A 17,360-nucleotide genomic window follows, 5' to 3' on the forward strand; every position below is an offset into this window, starting at 1 on the left:
TCGAGGAAACGCACTGCCCATGAATGCCGCAAAACGTCTGGAAATTTTTCGCCGATTTCACGAAGACAACCCGGAACCGAAGACCGAACTGGCCTACTCCTCGCCGTTCGAATTGCTGATATCCGTGATTCTCTCGGCCCAGTCGACCGATGTCGGCGTCAACAAGGCCACTGCGAAACTCTATCCGGTGGCCAATACACCGGCGGCGATTTATGCCTTGGGTGTCGAGGGACTGTCGGAATACATCAAGACCATCGGCCTGTTCAACAGCAAAGCGAAAAACGTGATCGAGACCTGTCGCTTACTAGTGGAACGTCATGGAGGCGAAGTGCCGCAAACCCGTGAAGAGCTGGAAGCGTTACCCGGCGTCGGCCGCAAGACTGCCAACGTGGTGCTCAATACCGCATTTCGTCAGCTGACCATGGCCGTGGACACGCATATTTTCCGGGTCAGCAATCGTACCGGCATTGCTCCAGGCAAAAATGTGGTCGAGGTTGAGCAAAAACTGATGAAGTTCGTGCCGAAGGAATATCTGCTGGATTCCCATCACTGGCTGATCCTCCACGGACGCTACGTTTGCCTGGCCCGCAAGCCTCGCTGCGGCAGCTGTCGGATCGAAGACTTGTGCGAATACAAGCAAAAGACGTCGGACGATTGAGGCGCTATTAGGTTTTTCAATTTATCGATTGAAAAAATCTTTTTTACCCGCCGGGAGATTATCGATATAAGGAGCGCCAAAGGCAGCCTTAGCCTGGAGTAACACTATGAGCACTGGCAAAGAGCAATTGGACGTAGAAGACGACTTCACCCCTGTTGAGGCTGATGATGCTGAACCGGTGGTTGAAGTGGCGAAGACCAACCTGAGCAAACGCCGCACCATCGACAATTTGCTGGAGGAGCGCCGACTGCAAAAGCAATTGGCCGATTACGATTTTGACCTATGACACCTAAAAGCCTCCCGAAACGGAGGCTTTTTACTAAGCGCCAACCCCTGATACCCCCCGTTCATCGCGCCTCATCAAACGCTGAGGCAGTCACACCAGACCATTGCGTTGAGCCAATTCGATCAGGTCGACCAGGGAGCGAGCATTGAGCTTCAACAACAGACGCGTCTTGTAAGTACTGACGGTCTTATTGCTGAGGAACATTCCGTCGGCGATCTCCTTGTTGGTCTTGCCTCGGGCCAATTGTTGCAAGACCATCATTTCCCGTCCGGACAGTCGATCCACCATATCGGCTTCACTGGCGTTCCCCAAACTGGAACGTACGGTATGCAAGGCTTGATTCGGAAAATAACTATAGCCCGATAACACTGCCTTTATTGCACTGAGCAATTCAGTGAGATCCTGTTGTTTGCAAACATATCCTGCGGCCCCGGATTGCATGCAACGCATAGAAAAATGCCCAGGCGCCTGGGAAGTTAATATCAGTACTTTCATGGGCATTGCTGTCGATGTCAGACGCGCAATGACTTCCAGCCCATCAAGTTTCGGTATTCCAATATCCAGGATGACAATATCCGGCATATGCTCACGGGCAAGTTGCAACGCATCCACGCCATTATCTGTCTCTGCAATGACTTCGTAGCCATGACGCTCCATTAGCATACGTACCGCAAGACGAATGACAGGGTGATCATCCACGATCAGCACTTTATTCATGGGCAAGTCCAATTTTCGCTGTTCGAATTTTTAGAGCCCGCACAATAGCCTAGTCGTTTCACCCATGGCATGCCGCCCCCCTCGGCCACCCGCACCGAGAGACATTCCCTACAGACATTAACGAATAGTCTTACAAAATTTCCAAAAATACCGGCAGGGTAAAAACTTTATCAACCTGAAAACATTTCAATGCTCCGCAGTTTTTTTGTTTCTACTTACAACCAGAAACCCAAAAAACAGAATTCGTCGCAAGCATTCAAACGAACACCGACTATTGAGCTACCCTTAAAAGTAACTGACATTTACCACTTTAAATTTCACACCACAAACATCACACATAAAGGAACAAGAAAAAAATCACACCAGGCAATACTTAAAAATACATTTAACGCAACATTACCTAAAACATCAAGAACAGGGATACTCAGCCCGCACTTAATAACGCTACTATCATACTATTCAAACCCAACATTTAAAGGAGTGCCACACAAACAAAAACACCAACCACTTAGTTATCAAAAATTAAAACCAAAAACACTAATCAATCGAGAAAAGACAATATTTCCATGAGCAGAAAACATGAACAAACAAAAGAACAAAATCATCAATCCCATGACAGTCATTGCGATATTTGCCGCTATTTCTGAAACATCGGCCGCCGTCTCGCTGCCCTTTCTCGACAACCAGGAGCGGGAGCTTTATGTCTGGTTTCTGATCAGTTTTCCTTTTTATTTGCTTTTTCTTTTCTTCGCCACACTCAACTTCAACTACCGGTCGCTGTACGCGCCATCCGATTACGGCAAGGGAAAGCATTTTGTAGAAGTGATGGACAACGCTGAACGCAGTCAGCGGCCCGAAAACCTGAAGGACCCTCCCACCCGGATCGATATCCAGACGGGCCTCTCGGCCCTACAGCACGTTTGCATGGCCAAGCAGCTAAAAAACCTGCACATCATCGATGCGCGCTGGTTAAACAAGAAAATGGAATTCGGTGCCTGGATTGAAAAAAACCGGCACCCACAGGGAAGTCCTGCACAAGTGATCGTATTTCTCACCTGTACCGATTCGGAGGCACTACTGAAGGAAAGCGCAAGCAAGCAATCAAAACAGGCAAAGAATCGCAGCGGACCAACGCTTTGCATTGCTTACAATTTGAATTCGCACGGTCTGACGATTCTTGATCACTCTTTTTACCTGACACGTAGCAGGTAACGCTTGAAGAGCATTCAGAGAGAGGAAACAGAAGGAAGGTATTACAGATACAACATAAAGAGTGCTGATAACACGATGTCCGGCAGGAAAACTCCCCCCTATTCAGAAATTGTGGCCTTGTCACCGACAAGGCCACAACTCTCGTTCCACTAAGGTCGTTCTACTACCGCTTCAAAGGTCTCAGAAAAGCTTCCGGCCTTTGTTCGCCGCAATACGCATGCGCAACGCGTTGAGCTTGATGAAGCCCGCCGCGTCGGCCTGGTTGTAGGCGCCGCCATCTTCTTCGAAGGTCGCGATGTTGGCATCGAACAACGATTCGTCGGACTTGCGACCGGTGACGATCACGTTGCCCTTGTACAGCTTCAGGCGCACGACGCCGTTCACGTGGGCCTGGGACGCGTCGATCATCTGTTGCAGCATCAGACGCTCAGGGCTCCACCAGTAACCGGTGTAGATCAGGCTGGCGTATTTAGGCATCAGCTCGTCTTTGAGGTGAGCCACTTCGCGGTCCAGGGTGATCGATTCGATCGCACGGTGGGCGCGCAGCATGATGGTGCCGCCTGGGGTTTCATAGCAGCCACGGGACTTCATGCCCACGTAACGGTTCTCAACGATGTCGAGACGGCCGATGCCGTGTTCGCCACCGATACGGTTCAGGGTCGCCAGCACGGTAGCCGGGGTCATTTCGACGCCGTCCAGTGCAACGATGTCGCCGTTGCGGTAGGTCAGTTCCAGGTATTGCGCTTTATCTGGAGCCTTCTCCGGGGAGACGGTCCATTTCCACATGTCTTCTTCGTGCTCGGTCCAGGTGTCTTCCAGCACGCCGCCTTCATAGGAGATGTGCAGCAGGTTGGCATCCATCGAGTACGGGGATTTTTTCTTGCCGTGACGCTCGATCGGGATGTTGTGCTTTTCAGCATAATCCATCAGCTTTTCACGGGAGAGCAGGTCCCATTCGCGCCACGGAGCAATCACTTTCACGCCTGGCTTCAAGGCGTAGGCGCCCAGCTCGAAACGAACCTGGTCGTTGCCCTTGCCGGTGGCACCATGGGAAATGGCGTCAGCGCCGGTTTCGTTGGCGATTTCGATCAAGCGCTTGGCGATCAACGGACGAGCGATGGAAGTACCCAGCAGGTACTCGCCTTCGTAAACGGTGTTGGCGCGGAACATCGGGAAAACGAAATCGCGCACGAATTCTTCGCGCAAGTCGTCGATGTAGATCTCTTTCACGCCCATGGCCTGTGCCTTGGCGCGTGCAGGTTCGACCTCTTCGCCCTGACCCAGGTCAGCGGTGAAGGTCACGACTTCACAGTTATAAGTATCCTGCAGCCACTTGAGGATCACCGAAGTGTCCAGGCCGCCGGAATACGCCAGAACGACCTTGTTTACGTCCGCCATGCCATCACTCCACGGGGTTCTACGGAAAGCCGTCAAGTCTACCGGTCATGCAGGATAATTTACAGAGGCGCGACAGCTTATGACGACGAAGCGACAGATTATGTCGAGTGAGCGACGATAACAGCGGGTTCAGGAGGTGGACGCGGCGCTCGCCGATGCAGTGGCCTGAGGGGCCGGCTTTTCAGTGGGCGCAACGCGCGCAAGGTGCACATTGACCCGACGGTTCTTCGCCCGGTTGGCGGAATTGGTATTGGGCGCCAATGGATAACGCTCGCCGTGAAAGCGCACGGTGATCTGCGATTCCTGAATACCGTTGGCCTTGAAGAACTCCATGACGGCCAGGGCCCGACGCCGCGACAAATCACGATTGGTCAGGCGGTTGCCGCTGTTATCGGAGTGGCCATCGAGCTCGATGTGGTTGACCGTCGGATCAGCCTTCATGAACTCCAGCATCACTTGTAATTGCGCCTTGGCCTGCGCGTCGAGATCGATACCTTCGCCGGGGAAGCCGATCTGCGATTGCTTGACCTGCTCGAAATTCTTCGGCAGCAGCTTCGCCACGCAGCCCTGATAGTCGTTAAATGCCTTGCTGAACTTGACTGGCAACAGACGCACTTCCGACACCCGGCCATCGCCCGAGTAATGTCGAACGACCGGACTGCGGCCATCCATCAGGCCACTGATCAAGCGGCCAGCCTGAACTTGCGAACTGTTGAACAACACATTGCCGCTGCCGATTCGCACAGAACCGAGGTTGATGTCGCCACGCCCCGGTTGCCAGGGTGCAGCCGCCGCCAGCAAGGTGGCGGAACCGCCGCCGATCATCGAGTTATAGGCCTTCAGACGGAACGTCGCTTGCTCACCAGCGCGACGCACGAATTCGCCCGAACCAAAATCGGTGATCGGTTGAGTCAGGCGGCACTCGAACTTGTCTCCTTCGACCGTCCACTCGATGCTCTCCAGACGGGTCTGGAAAGTAAGCGCCATCGCAGGAAGGCTGGCAAACACGCTGAGCAAGGCTAAATAACGCTGGCGCACGGGAGGCTCCACTGGCTTCTACAACAAAAAGACCGACACACAGATGTTTACGGCATACCTGTTGGATATCGGAAGCTTCCTGCAAAACTTGATAGCGAGTGCCTGGAAGAGTCTTTTCCGGTAGCATTCCCCTCAGTTTGACCCGCCTGGAATCCCCTCATGTCCGACCGCCTGACCCTGCTGCGTCCCGACGACTGGCATATTCATCTTCGCGATGGTGCTGTGTTGCCCAATACAGTCGCGGATGTCGCGCGCACCTTTGGTCGCGCCATCATCATGCCCAACCTGGTACCTCCGGTGCGGAACACCGCTGAAGCCGACGGCTATCGCCAGCGGATTCTCGCTGCACGCCCGGCTGGCAGCCGCTTCGAACCGTTGATGGTGCTGTACCTGACCGACCGCACCCAGCCCGAAGAAATTCGCGAGGCCAAGGCCTGCGGCTTCATTCACGCCGCCAAGCTGTACCCGGCCGGCGCGACCACCAACTCGGACTCTGGTGTCACCAGCATCGACAAGATTTTCCCTGCACTTGAGGCCATGGCCGAAGTCGGGATGCCCTTGCTGGTTCATGGTGAAGTCACCCGTGGCGATGTCGACGTGTTCGATCGCGAAAAATTCTTTATCGATGAGCACATGCGTCGTGTGGTCGAGCGCTTCCCGAGCCTCAAAGTGGTGTTCGAACACATCACTACCGCCGACGCCGTGCAGTTCGTCAACGAGGCTTCGGCCAATGTTGGCGCTACCATCACCGCGCATCACCTGCTGTACAACCGCAACCACATGCTGGTGGGCGGGATTCGGCCGCACTTCTATTGCCTGCCGATTCTCAAGCGCAACACCCACCAGGAAGCCCTGCTCGACGCCGCCACCAGCGGCAGCGACAAGTTCTTCCTCGGCACCGACTCGGCGCCCCATGCCCAGCACGCCAAAGAAGCCGCTTGCGGCTGTGCCGGTTGCTACACCGCTTTTGCAGCGATCGAGATGTATGCCGAAGCCTTCGAACAGCGCAACGCGCTGGACAAGCTCGAAACCTTCGCCAGCCTGAACGGCCCTCGTTTCTACGGCCTGCCGGTGAACACCGATCGCATCACCCTGGTCCGCGAAGAGTGGACCGCCCCAACCAGCCTGCCATTTGGCGAGCTGACCGTAATCCCGCTGCGCGCCGGTGAAAAACTGCGCTGGCGCCTGCTGGAGGAACACGCGTGAGTGAAGACCATTTCGACGACGAACAGGACGGTCAAGGCGGCGGAGGTGGTTCGCGCCACCCGATGGCTGAGCGCTTCCGTGGATACCTGCCAGTCGTTGTCGACGTTGAAACCGGTGGTTTCAACTCTGCCACTGACGCCTTGCTGGAAATTGCCGCAACCACCATCGGCATGGACGAAAAAGGGTTTGTGTACGCCGACCACACCTACTTCTTTCGCGTAGAGCCTTTTGAAGGCGCGAACATCGAAGCGGCCGCTCTGGAATTTACCGGGATCAAACTCGATCACCCGCTGCGCATGGCAGTGAGTGAAGAAGCAGCGCTGACCGACATCTTCCGCGGCATCCGCAAGGCACTGAAAGCCAATGGCTGCAAACGGGCAATTCTGGTCGGGCACAACAGCAGCTTCGATCTGGGTTTCCTCAACGCCGCTGTCGCACGCCTGGACATGAAGCGTAACCCGTTTCATCCGTTCTCGAGCTTCGATACTGCGACCCTCGCCGGTCTGGCTTACGGCCAAACGGTACTGGCCAAGGCCTGTCAGGCCGCCGATATCGACTTCGACGGTCGTGAGGCCCACTCGGCTCGCTACGACACCGAGAAGACGGCCGAGCTGTTCTGCGGCATCGTCAATCGCTGGAAACAAATGGGCGGCTGGGAAGACTACAACGACTGATCCGTCGTCAGGTTTATCCCGTCCATAAAAAAACCGGCCTCAACGGCCGGTTTTTTTATGCCTCAAACGTGCCTTACAGCGCAGCAGCGTTCTCGGTCAGGTAAGCCGCGACGCCTTCGGTCGAAGCGGTCATGCCTTTGTCGCCTTTTTTCCAGTTGGCAGGGCAAACTTCGCCGTGCTCTTCGTGGAATTGCAGAGCGTCAACCAGACGGATCAGCTCTTCAATGTTACGGCCCAGCGGCAGGTCGTTGATGATCTGCGAGCGGACAACGCCTTTGTCGTCGATCAGGAACGCGCCACGGAAAGCCACACCGCCTTCGGACTCAACGTCGTAGGCCTTGGCGATTTCGTGTTTCAGGTCGGCAGCCATGGTGTAGCGAACTTCGCCGATACCACCATTGTTGACCGGGGTGTTGCGCCAGGCGTTGTGGGTGAAGTGCGAGTCGATCGAAACGGCGATCACTTCAACGTTGCGTGCCTTGAAGTCAGACATGCGGTTGTCCAGAGCGATCAGCTCGGACGGGCAAACGAAGGTGAAGTCCAGTGGGTAGAAGAACACCAGGCCGTATTTGCCTTTGATGGCCGACGACAGGGTGAAGCTGTCTACGATTTCGCCATTGCCGAGTACGGCCGGTACGGTGAAGTCAGGGGCTTGTTTGCCTACGAGTACGCTCATTGGATATCTCCTGGTGTAATAACGTGAAGAACCGGGCTCGCATCAGCCTGCCACCGTCAAGCGACAGCCCTGTGACACGAACCCCTTCGCAAGGACCGACCATCATACACGGCGTTTTTGAGCTGTCCTCAACGGTTTTTCGCAGGCGGGTTAAAAATGCCGCCGCCACGGTTACTGGCAGATTGCCCTGGTGAAACCGTTCGTCAGTCACGCCCGCTTATAACGCGAAGCTTTCAGAAAGCACTTTGACAATCATTCTCGTTAACATTAAGATCCATCGCAATTGAGTCACAACCAGCGACGGTTTTCACTTATGTATGTCTGCCTCTGCACTGGCGTCACCGACGGTCAAATCCGCGAAGCAATCTATGAAGGTTGCTGCAGCTATAAGGACGTCCGTCAGGCCACCGGCGTTGCCAGCCAATGCGGTAAATGCGCCTGCCTTGCCAAGGAAGTGGTCCGCGAAACCCTGACTAAACTGCAATCGGCCCAGGCTGCAATTCCCTATCCTGTAGAGTTTACTGCCGCGTAACTACCGTATTTCAAAGAACCGGACTTGATGTCCGGTTTTTTTATACCTGAAAATCAACCGCTTACGCTCTAGACGCGGAACACAAACATTCTTATTCCGATTAATTTTCATTTAATTTTCAATAACTTAGGTTTGACACTCTTAATTACGCGGCTCAAACTCGGCCTCATAGACAGCTAATAAAGGGCAGGACCCCATCATGAAAGGCGACATTACAGTCATCCAGCATCTCAACAAGATCCTTGCCAATGAACTGGTCGCGATCAATCAATACTTCCTGCATGCACGCATGTACGAAGATTGGGGCTTGAACAAGCTTGGCAAGCACGAATACCACGAATCCATCGACGAGATGAAGCACGCGGACAAGCTGATCAAGCGCATCCTGTTCCTTGAAGGCCTGCCGAACGTCCAGGACCTGGGCAAGCTGCAGATCGGCGAACACACCAAGGAAATGCTTGAGTGCGACCTGCGTATCGAACGCACCGGTCATGCGGATCTCAAAGTGGCTATCGCTCATTGCGAAACTGTTGGCGACTTTGGTAGCCGTGAACTGCTTGAAGATATTCTTGAATCCGAAGAAGAACATATCGACTGGCTGGAAACCCAACTGGGTCTGATCGATAAAGTCGGTCTTGAGAACTATCTGCAATCGCAGATGGGCGAAGAGTAGGAGCTGTGTAGGAGCTGTCGAGTGCAACGAGGCTACGATCTTGGCGATGGCAGCGGCGACATCGACATAACTTATCAAGCGCAATAAAAAGCCCCGCTCCTCTTTCGAGGGCGGGGCTTTTTAGTTGCTGAGATCAAGAGATCGCAGCCTCGTTTCACTCGACAGCTCCTACAGGAGCGAATCAGGCTTCGGTCTTGTTGGCAGCAGCAGCTTCGACAGCAGCCTTGATGGTGGTTTGCAGCGAACCGTCTGCAGCCATCTCGGTCATGATGTCGCTACCGCCGACCAGCTCACCGCCAACCCACAGTTGCGGGAAGGTTGGCCAGTTGGCGTATTTTGGCAGGTTGGCGCGGATTTCCGGGTTCTGCAGGATGTCCACGTAAGCAAATTTTTCACCACACGCCATCACGGCCTGCGCGGCTTTCGCGGAGAAGCCGCATTGCGGGGCATTCGGCGAGCCTTTCATGTAAAGCAGAATGGTGTTGTTAGCAATCTGCTCTTTAATCGTTTCGATGATATCCATGGAGCACCTCGGCTGAACTTTCCGACTCAGGGGTCGGCACGGTGGCGCATTGTAACGGAAACCCGAGCACCCTGCTCGGTCTCCCCGACAGACTTGATCAAGCCGCCGCCACGGTCACTGGCACACCGTTCAACGCCGCATTGCCCGACAACTCATCGAGCTGACACTCGTCGGTCAAGTCATTGGCGCTGGAACCCGGCTGACCACTGGCAATGGTCATCTGCACACCTGGCCGCGCATGGCCCCAGCCGTGCGGAAGGCTGACCACGCCTTTCATCATATCCAGACTGCCGAGCACTTCAACTTCAATCACACCGACCCGCGAACTGACCCGCACTCGCTGCCCGTCGTTGAGCCCACGGCTGGCCAGGTCATCCGGGTGCATCAGCAATTGATGGCGCGGCTTGCCCTTCACCAGACGATGATAGTTGTGCATCCACGAGTTGTTGCTGCGCACATGACGGCGGCCGATCATCAACAACTCATCGGCCGCTGGTGCTTGCAAGGCTGCAAAACGCGCCAGGTCGGCAAGGATCGCTGGCGGCGCAGCCTGGACGCGCTGGTTGGCGGTTTTCAGGCGTGGCGCCAGGTTGGATTTCAGCGCCCCGAGATCGACACCATGCGGGTGATCGAACAAGGTCGCCAGCGACAATTTCTGCTCCGAAGCATCGCCATACAACCCCATCCGCAAGCCACGGTCGATCATTTGCGCTGGCGGGATCGTCGGTTTCAGTTCCTTGCCAGTCTTCGCAGCAAAGGCCTTGGCCAGCCCTACGAAGATTTCCCAGTCATGCAACGCACCTTCAGGTTTGGCCAGGATCGCGCGATTGAACCGGCTGACGTTACGTACCGCAAACATATTGAAAGTCGTGTCGTAATGATCGTTTTCCAGGGCCGAGGTGGACGGCAGGATCAGGTCGGCATAACGCGTGGTTTCATTGATGTACAGGTCGATGCTGACCATGAACTCCAACCCATCCAGCGCCTGTTCCAGTTGTCGGCCATTGGGCGTCGACAGCACCGGATTACCCGCCACGGTAATCAGCGCGCGGACCTGCCCTTCCCCTTCGGTAAGCATCTCTTCGGCCAGTGCCGAGACCGGCAGTTCTCCACCATATTCAGGACGCCCGGAGACCCGGCTCTGCCACAGATTGAAATGCCCACCTGAGGTGGACGCCACCAGGTCCACCGCAGGTTCGGTGCACAACGCCCCTCCTACGCGATCAAGATTACCGGTGACCAGATTGATCAGTTGCACAACCCAATGACACAAGGTGCCGAACGCCTGGGTCGAGACACCCATGCGGCCGTAACAGACCGCTGTCGGCGCCGCCGCAAAGTCCCGCGCCAGTTGGCGGATCTGTTCGGCGGGCACCGCGCACAGTGGGCTCATGGCCTCGGCGGTGAAATTCGCGACCGCCTCCCGCACCTCATTCAGACCGTCTACCGGCAAATGACTGTCGCGGGTCAGACCTTCAGCGAACAAGGTATTGAGCAGTCCGAACAACAACGCCGCATCGCCACCGGGGCGTACGAATAGATGCTGGTCGGCAATCGCCGCGGTTTCGCTGCGGCGCGGATCGACCACCACCACTTTGCCGCCGCGGGCCTGAATCGCCTTCAAGCGCTTCTCCACATCCGGCACGGTCATGATGCTGCCGTTGGAGGCCAGCGGATTGCCGCCGAGGATCAGCATGAAATCGGTGTGATCGATGTCCGGGATCGGCAACAGCAAACCGTGGCCGTACATCAAATGGCTGGTCAGGTGATGGGGCAACTGGTCGACTGAGGTCGCGGAAAACCGGTTGCGGGTTTTCAACAGGCCGAGAAAGTAATTGCTGTGGGTCATCAGCCCATAGTTATGCACGCTGGGGTTGCCTTGATAGACCGCCACCGAGTTCTGTCCGTGACGCGCCTGAATCGCCGCCAGCCGTTCGGCTACGAGGTTGAAGGCGTCTTCCCACTCGATGGGTTGCCATTCACTGCCCACACGTAGCATCGGCTGACGCAAACGATCCGGATCGCTCTGAATATCTTGCAAGGCGACGGCCTTGGGGCAGATGTGCCCGCGGCTAAATGTATCCTGAGCGTCCCCCTTGATCGAAGTGATCTGCACCGCGCCTTCGACCTCGGTGGTTTCGATGGTCAGGCCGCAAATGGCTTCACACAGGTGGCACGCACGGTGATGGAGAGTCTTGGTCATGGCCAGTCTCTGTCTTGTTCTGGGCGGGCAATATCGGCCGCGGGAACAAAACTATGGCGCCAGACCCACGACTGCGCCAGCGACGTTCGTCTTGTGAATTGGCGACCATCAGGCCAGCCGATGACCGTTGGGGGATCAGTTCGGCGGCAGCCTCGGCGGCGCCTGCAACTGGATCTCCTGGATGGTTTCGATCTGCTCTTGAGCGAGATGAACACCGGTGAGTTCGCCGATCAGCCGCCAGTGCTCGTCGAGCCCGGTGCTGATGGTTGCCATGCGGTCGATCATCCGCCGGCCGGCGGCCTTGGTCACTTCGTCTTCACTGCGCATCAACTCGAAGGACATCGAGGTCATGGACGCGGTGAGGTGGGTTAGCGAGCGAGCCGTGAGGCCGAGTAATTCCATTAACTGTCGTTCTTTCGATTCCATTCCGAAGGCTTCCTGCGTCGTTCGTGCGTTAGTTATAACCCGCCACTTTGCTTTAGCAAATGTTTCAGACCAGACACATCCCTCAATCCTGAGTACAAATGTTTCGAATGACAGGTCAGAAACCGACCGTTACTACGCCTTCCCCGCCCCGTTTGATTGCAAAGCCCCGTGACCCCAGTGTACAAATGACGGGCTGCTGTCAGGAAACAGGCTTCAAAAGCGCTACTGCGGTCATCCCGTAGCCCCTCTGAAATCCCCTAAAAACCGTAGCCCTATTGGTAAGACGCGACATTTAATTATAAGATCGCGCCTTCCCCTATTTCGTCGCCCCGTGCGGCTTACGCCGCAGGTCTCGCCCGTTTTTCAGTTAAACAAGGCTTTGAGTATCTGCGGTCTGTTGCAAAAAGGTAGTCAATGATGAGCGCAAGGCACTTTCTCTCCCTGATGGATTGCACGCCCGAAGAGCTGGTCAGCGTGATCCGTCGAGGCGTTGAGCTCAAAGACCTGCGTAACCGCGGCGTACTGTTCGAGCCTCTGAAAAACCGCGTGCTCGGGATGATTTTCGAGAAGTCCTCGACCCGCACCCGTATTTCGTTCGAAGCCGGCATGATCCAGCTCGGTGGCCAGGCGATCTTCCTGTCGCCACGCGACACCCAACTGGGCCGTGGCGAGCCGATCGGCGATGCCGCCATTGTCATGTCGAGCATGCTCGATGCGGTGATGATCCGCACGTTTTCCCACAGCACACTGACCGAATTCGCCGCCAATTCACGCGTCCCGCTAATCAACGGCCTGTCCGACGATTTGCACCCGTGCCAGCTGCTGGCGGACATGCAAACCTTCCTCGAACATCGCGGTTCGATCCAGGGCAAAACCGTGGCCTGGATCGGCGACGGCAACAACATGTGCAACAGCTATATAGAAGCGGCGATCCAGTTCGACTTCCAGTTGCGCATCGCTTGCCCGGAAGGCTTTGAACCCAACCCTGAATTCGTGGCCAAGGCCGGTGATCGGGTCACCATCGTCCGCGATCCGAAGGATGCCGTACGCGGCGCCCACCTGGTCAGCACCGACGTCTGGACCTCCATGGGCCAGGAAGAGGAAACCGCCAAGCGCCTGAAACTGTTCGCGCCGTTCCAGGTCAACCGCGCCCTGCTCGACCTGGCGGCACCGGACGTGCTGTTCATGCACTGCCTGCCGGCCCACCGTGGCGAAGAGATCAGCGTCGACTTGCTCGATGACCAGCGCTCTGTCGCGTGGGATCAAGCCGAAAACCGTCTTCACGCACAAAAGGCCCTGCTCGAGTTTCTCGTCGAACCGGCGTACCACCACGCATGAGCCATCCATTACTGCTGAACCTGCGTAACCTCGCCTGCGGCTATCAAGACCAGCGCGTCGTGCAGAATCTCAACCTGCATTTGAATGCCGGCGACATCGGTTGCCTGCTGGGCTCTTCGGGTTGCGGCAAAACCACCACGCTGCGGGCGATTGCCGGTTTCGAACCGGTATACGAAGGTGAAATCCAGTTGGCGGGCGAGACGATCTCCCGCGCCGGCTTCACCCTCGCTCCGGAGAAACGCCGGATCGGCATGGTGTTCCAGGATTACGCACTGTTTCCGCATTTGAGCGTGGCCGAGAACATCGCCTTCGGGATCCGCAAGCACCCGCAAAAGGATCGCGTCACCGAAGAATTGCTGGAACTGGTCAATCTGAAAAACCTCGGCAAGCGCTTCCCGCATGAGCTGTCCGGTGGTCAACAGCAGCGCGTCGCACTGGCCCGTGCCTTGGCGCCGGAACCGCAATTGCTGCTGCTCGACGAACCCTTTTCCAACCTTGATGGCGAGCTGCGACGCAAGCTCAGCCATGAGGTGCGCGATATCCTCAAGGCCCGTGGTACCAGCGCGATTCTGGTAACCCACGATCAGGAAGAGGCCTTCGCGGTGAGTGATCATGTGGGGGTTTTCAAGGAAGGTCGCCTGGAGCAGTGGGACACGCCTTACAACCTGTATCACGAACCGCTGACGCCATTTGTCGCCAGTTTCATCGGTCAGGGTTATTTCATTCGCGGTCAGCTGAGCAGCCCCGAGTCAGTGCAGACCGAACTGGGTGAGTTACGCGGTAATCGTGCGTACACCTGGCCGGTTGGCGGTGCGGTGGATGTATTGCTGCGTCCGGACGATATCGTTTATGCACCGGACAGCACGTTGAAGGCCCGGATTATCGGCAAGTCTTTCCAGGGTGCGTCCACCTTGTATCGCTTGCAGTTACCGACCGGCGCGCAGCTGGAGTCAATTTTCCCGAGCCATGCCGATCATCAGGTGGGTGCAGAGGTCGGCATTCGTGTCGCGGCTGAACACCTGGTGCTGTTTCAGGCGTCGGGCAGTACGGCGGCGCAGATTCCGGTCGTCGAGTCCGGTGTCCGCCGCCACAGCACTGCTAGCTGATACACACGGACAAATGTGGGAGCGAGCCTGCTCGCTCCCACAATAGATTTCGGTTAACCCAGTATTAGCGTTCCGCTTGCAACGAGCGTCGCATTCCCGCCGATTTTCACCCGATCCCCTTCCAGCCGACAGAACAACTCCCCGCCTCGAGCCGAGCGCTGATAAGCCGTCAGGCTCGACTTGCCCAACCGTTTCGACCAGTACGGGATAAGGCTGCAATGGGTCGAACCGGTCACCGGGTCTTCGTTGATGCCGATCGCCGGCGCGAAGTAGCGGGAAACAAAATCATGCTTGCTGCCCCTGGCCGTGACAATTGCCCCCGGCCACGGCAGTTTCGCCAGTGCCGCCATGTCCGGCTGACATTCGAGCACCGCCTGCTCGGATTCCAGCACCACGAACAACTCATTCGACCCCAGCACATCAACCGCTTCGACACCCAGCGCGCGCTCGACATCCAGGGTCACGCCCACTTCCGACGGAATGAGCGCCGGAAAATCCAGCCACAAGCGCTCACCCTCCCGGCTCACGCTTAGCGGGCCGGACTTACAGATGAAGTCCAGTCGCTCGGCCGGTTCTTTATAGATTTCAAACAGAACGTAAGCGCTGGCCAGGGTCGCATGACCGCACAACGGCACTTCGGTGGCCGGGGTAAACCAGCGGATGTGCCAGCCCTGCCCTTCGCGCACCACGAAAGCGGTTTCGGCGAGGTTGTGCTCGGCGGCGATCTTCTGCATCAACTCATCGGCAAGCCAGGCATCGAGGCGATAGACCATCGCCGGGTTGCCACTGAACGGCCGATCACTGAACGCATCGACCTGATGAAACTCAAGCTGCATAACCTTCTCCCTTTGTCAGGCCACCGAGCATGAAGCTGCCGACAACGCGGCACCAGTGACAGAGCCCGTCAATTTGCACCATACAGCGCCGGGCTGATAGTCCGCGTCAGGCACGGCCGATATCAGCGAACTTCGCCTGGGTATGTTCGGCCAGCACCGCAGGTGCCAATTCGACTTCCAGCCCTCGCCGCCCCGCACTGACAAAAATGCTGGCGAAGGGCTGAGCTGAATTATCGATAAAGGTGCGCAAGCGCTTTTTCTGTCCCAGCGGACTGATGCCGCCCAAGAGGTAACCGGTGGATCGCTGCGCAGCGGCAGGATCGGCCATTTCGACTTTTTTCACACCCGCAGCATGCGCCAGGCCCTTTAAGTCCAGACTTCCGACGACCGGCACCACGGCCACCAGCAATTCACCTTTCTCGCTGGCCGCCAGCAAGGTCTTGAACACCTGCGCCGGATCCAGCCCCAGCTTCTCCGCGGCCTCCAGCCCATAGGACGCTGCCTTCGGATCATGTTCGTAACTGTGCACGCGATGTTCGGCACGAACTTTTTTCAACAAATCCAATGCGGGGGTCATGACAGTTCCAGACTGGGCGACAGTAGAAAAATACTGCGCTGGATTCTAGGTCATTGATCAATAAAAGGCTCTATTGCGGCGCTATTTCAAAGGCTTGGCGACGCCTTATGCCGTTCGTCCACCTTCGGCCTGCCGCGTGAACGATGCGGTCATTCATGTGACTAATAGTTCGATTGTGACTGATGGTTCACTTTCGACCTTTGACATCAGCGTTTCTTGTCTATATTTTTTCGAATATGAATACTGTACGAATGTTCCTATCGCAACACCCAGCAGTAGGCCGAGAACAGGATGGGGATCCTGCCTCGGTGAAAATCGCGCTTTTGACCATGATGCAAAAGCGCCAGACAACAACAAAAACGAGGTTTTCAATGACAACTGCTTTACAACAACCGTCGCTCTCAAGCCAATGCATGGCCGAATTCTTGGGGACTGCGCTGCTGATCTTTTTTGGTACAGGCTGTGTTGCCGCGCTCAAGGTCGCGGGTGCCAGCTTCGGTCTTTGGGAAATCAGCATCATCTGGGGGATCGGCGTGAGCATGGCGATCTACCTGACCGCCGGGGTTTCCGGGGCTCATCTCAATCCCGCCGTCAGCATTGCCCTGAGCATTTTCGCTGACTTCGAAAAGCGCAAACTGCCTTTTTATATTCTCGCCCAGATCGCCGGGGCCTTCTGTGGAGCGTTGTTGGTTTACACGCTGTACAGCAATTTATTCTTCGATTACGAACAAACTCACCATATGGTTCGTGGTACTCAGGCCAGCCTTGAATTGGCATCGGTGTTTTCCACCTTCCCCAACCCGGCCTTGACCACGGCACAAGCCTTCCTGGTTGAAGTGATCATCACCGCCATCCTGATGGGCGTGATCATGTCCCTGACTGACGACAACAATGGCTTGCCAAAGGGGCCGCTCGCTCCGCTGCTGATCGGCCTGCTGATTGCCGTGATTGGGAGCTCGATGGGTCCGCTGACCGGTTTTGCGATGAACCCCGCGCGCGACTTCGGTCCTAAACTGATGACTTTCTTTGCTGGCTGGGGTGAAATTTCCTTCACCGGCGGGCGCGATATCCCGTATTTCCTGATTCCGATTTTTGCACCGATTGTCGGTGCCTGCCTCGGTGCTGCAGCTTATCGCGGGCTGATTGCCCGTCATCTGCCCAGCGCCCTACCTGCTACAAAGGACGCAGCACCGGCCATTGACGGCAAACCAAGAACTTCTTGATACCGTTGGCGTGTGATCCTGCCCCTAAGATCGCTCGCCGGACCTCACTCCCTTTTTT

Annotated in this window: 19 protein-coding genes; 10 read left to right on the forward strand and 9 right to left on the reverse strand. The window is 56.2% G+C overall.

From position 1 onward, the window contains the following. The first annotated feature begins 19 nt into the window (after positions 1-19). Both nth and JFU47_RS11530 read left to right on the forward strand, forming a co-directional pair. Entirely contained in the window at positions 20-658 is a 639-nt protein-coding gene (gene nth, locus JFU47_RS11525; protein WP_129438022.1) for an endonuclease III, read from the forward strand. 106 nt (positions 659-764) lie between these two features. Beyond that, positions 765-944: a PA3496 family putative envelope integrity protein gene (locus JFU47_RS11530; RefSeq protein WP_007898493.1), complete on the forward strand. Its 180-nt coding sequence runs from the start codon at positions 765-767 to the stop codon at positions 942-944. Positions 945-1,034: 90 nt separating this feature from the next. Here JFU47_RS11530 and JFU47_RS11535 read toward each other — a convergent pair whose 3' ends face one another. Beyond that, entirely contained in the window at positions 1,035-1,661 is a 627-nt protein-coding gene (locus tag JFU47_RS11535; RefSeq protein WP_008155570.1) for a response regulator transcription factor, read from the reverse strand. Positions 1,662-2,240: 579 nt separating this feature from the next. On the opposite strand from JFU47_RS11535, the gene JFU47_RS11540 reads away from it, so the two are divergent. Beyond that, positions 2,241-2,873, forward strand: a complete 633-nt coding sequence (locus JFU47_RS11540; RefSeq protein WP_201183053.1) for a hypothetical protein — start codon at positions 2,241-2,243, stop codon at positions 2,871-2,873. A gap of 180 nt (positions 2,874-3,053) precedes the next feature. On the opposite strand, the gene JFU47_RS11545 is transcribed toward JFU47_RS11540, so the two are convergent. Continuing rightward, positions 3,054-4,271, reverse strand: coding sequence for an argininosuccinate synthase (locus JFU47_RS11545; protein WP_007898502.1), 1,218 nt, complete (start codon positions 4,269-4,271; stop codon positions 3,054-3,056). Positions 4,272-4,400: 129 nt separating this feature from the next. Continuing rightward, positions 4,401-5,309, reverse strand: a complete 909-nt coding sequence (locus tag JFU47_RS11550) for a flagellar protein MotY (RefSeq protein ID WP_123368469.1) — start codon at positions 5,307-5,309, stop codon at positions 4,401-4,403. Between the two features lie 159 nt (positions 5,310-5,468). Between JFU47_RS11550 and pyrC the strand changes: the two genes are divergently transcribed. Both pyrC and rnt read left to right on the forward strand, forming a co-directional pair. Further along, positions 5,469-6,515, forward strand: a complete 1,047-nt coding sequence (pyrC, locus tag JFU47_RS11555; RefSeq protein WP_201183055.1) for a dihydroorotase — start codon at positions 5,469-5,471, stop codon at positions 6,513-6,515. Then, positions 6,512-7,189 (forward strand): ribonuclease T, encoded by a 678-nt coding sequence (gene rnt, locus JFU47_RS11560; protein ID WP_123368467.1) that lies wholly within the window; start codon positions 6,512-6,514, stop codon positions 7,187-7,189. The genes pyrC and rnt overlap by 4 nt, the downstream gene beginning before the upstream one ends. A 73-nt stretch (positions 7,190-7,262) precedes the next feature. Here rnt and JFU47_RS11565 read toward each other — a convergent pair whose 3' ends face one another. After that, positions 7,263-7,865, reverse strand: coding sequence for a peroxiredoxin (locus JFU47_RS11565; RefSeq protein WP_064679479.1), 603 nt, complete (start codon positions 7,863-7,865; stop codon positions 7,263-7,265). Between the two features lie 313 nt (positions 7,866-8,178). Here JFU47_RS11565 and JFU47_RS11570 point away from each other — a divergent pair, with 313 nt between their 5' ends. Beyond that, positions 8,179-8,397, forward strand: coding sequence for a bacterioferritin-associated ferredoxin (locus JFU47_RS11570; RefSeq protein WP_123368466.1), 219 nt, complete (start codon positions 8,179-8,181; stop codon positions 8,395-8,397). Positions 8,398-8,596: 199 nt separating this feature from the next. Beyond that, the gene (gene bfr, locus JFU47_RS11575) at positions 8,597-9,070 is read left to right on the forward strand and encodes a bacterioferritin (protein ID WP_123368465.1); all 474 of its coding nucleotides are present in this window, start codon (positions 8,597-8,599) and stop codon (positions 9,068-9,070) included. A gap of 181 nt (positions 9,071-9,251) precedes the next feature. Here bfr and grxD read toward each other — a convergent pair whose 3' ends face one another. The 3 genes from grxD to JFU47_RS11590 all read right to left on the reverse strand — a co-directional run bounded on the left by grxD (position 9,252) and on the right by JFU47_RS11590 (position 12,222). After that, the gene (grxD, locus tag JFU47_RS11580; RefSeq protein ID WP_007943565.1) at positions 9,252-9,593 is read right to left on the reverse strand and encodes a Grx4 family monothiol glutaredoxin; all 342 of its coding nucleotides are present in this window, start codon (positions 9,591-9,593) and stop codon (positions 9,252-9,254) included. A 97-nt stretch (positions 9,594-9,690) separates the two neighbouring features. Then, complete coding sequence (locus JFU47_RS11585) at positions 9,691-11,796, reverse strand: molybdopterin oxidoreductase family protein (protein WP_201183057.1); 2,106 nt, start codon at positions 11,794-11,796, stop codon at positions 9,691-9,693. Between the two features lie 135 nt (positions 11,797-11,931). Then, positions 11,932-12,222 carry a hypothetical protein gene (locus JFU47_RS11590; protein ID WP_046047088.1) on the reverse strand — a complete coding sequence of 97 codons (291 nt, stop codon included), beginning with the start codon at positions 12,220-12,222 and terminating at the stop codon, positions 11,932-11,934. 417 nt (positions 12,223-12,639) lie between these two features. Here JFU47_RS11590 and argF point away from each other — a divergent pair, with 417 nt between their 5' ends. Both argF and JFU47_RS11600 read left to right on the forward strand, forming a co-directional pair. Next, positions 12,640-13,560, forward strand: coding sequence for an ornithine carbamoyltransferase (gene argF / locus JFU47_RS11595; RefSeq protein ID WP_201183059.1), 921 nt, complete (start codon positions 12,640-12,642; stop codon positions 13,558-13,560). Next, on the forward strand, positions 13,557-14,666 hold the full coding sequence (locus tag JFU47_RS11600) for an ABC transporter ATP-binding protein (protein ID WP_201183061.1): 1,110 nt from the start codon (positions 13,557-13,559) through the stop codon (positions 14,664-14,666). The genes argF and JFU47_RS11600 overlap by 4 nt, the downstream gene beginning before the upstream one ends. A gap of 53 nt (positions 14,667-14,719) precedes the next feature. Here the strand turns inward: JFU47_RS11600 and JFU47_RS11605 are convergent, their stop codons facing one another. Together JFU47_RS11605 and ybaK are read right to left on the reverse strand one after the other, a co-directional pair. After that, positions 14,720-15,502: a PhzF family phenazine biosynthesis protein gene (locus JFU47_RS11605; protein ID WP_201183063.1), complete on the reverse strand. Its 783-nt coding sequence runs from the start codon at positions 15,500-15,502 to the stop codon at positions 14,720-14,722. A gap of 106 nt (positions 15,503-15,608) precedes the next feature. After that, a complete protein-coding gene (gene ybaK, locus JFU47_RS11610; protein ID WP_007971306.1) occupies positions 15,609-16,079 on the reverse strand; it encodes a Cys-tRNA(Pro) deacylase in 471 nt (156 codons plus the stop codon). 371 nt (positions 16,080-16,450) lie between these two features. On the opposite strand from ybaK, the gene JFU47_RS11615 reads away from it, so the two are divergent. Beyond that, positions 16,451-17,302 carry an MIP/aquaporin family protein gene (locus tag JFU47_RS11615; protein WP_129445064.1) on the forward strand — a complete coding sequence of 284 codons (852 nt, stop codon included), beginning with the start codon at positions 16,451-16,453 and terminating at the stop codon, positions 17,300-17,302. Positions 17,303-17,360: the final 58 nt, after the last annotated feature.

This window comes from Pseudomonas sp. TH39(2020), assembly GCF_016650715.1.
Taxonomy (GTDB): domain Bacteria; phylum Pseudomonadota; class Gammaproteobacteria; order Pseudomonadales; family Pseudomonadaceae; genus Aquipseudomonas; species Aquipseudomonas mandelii_C.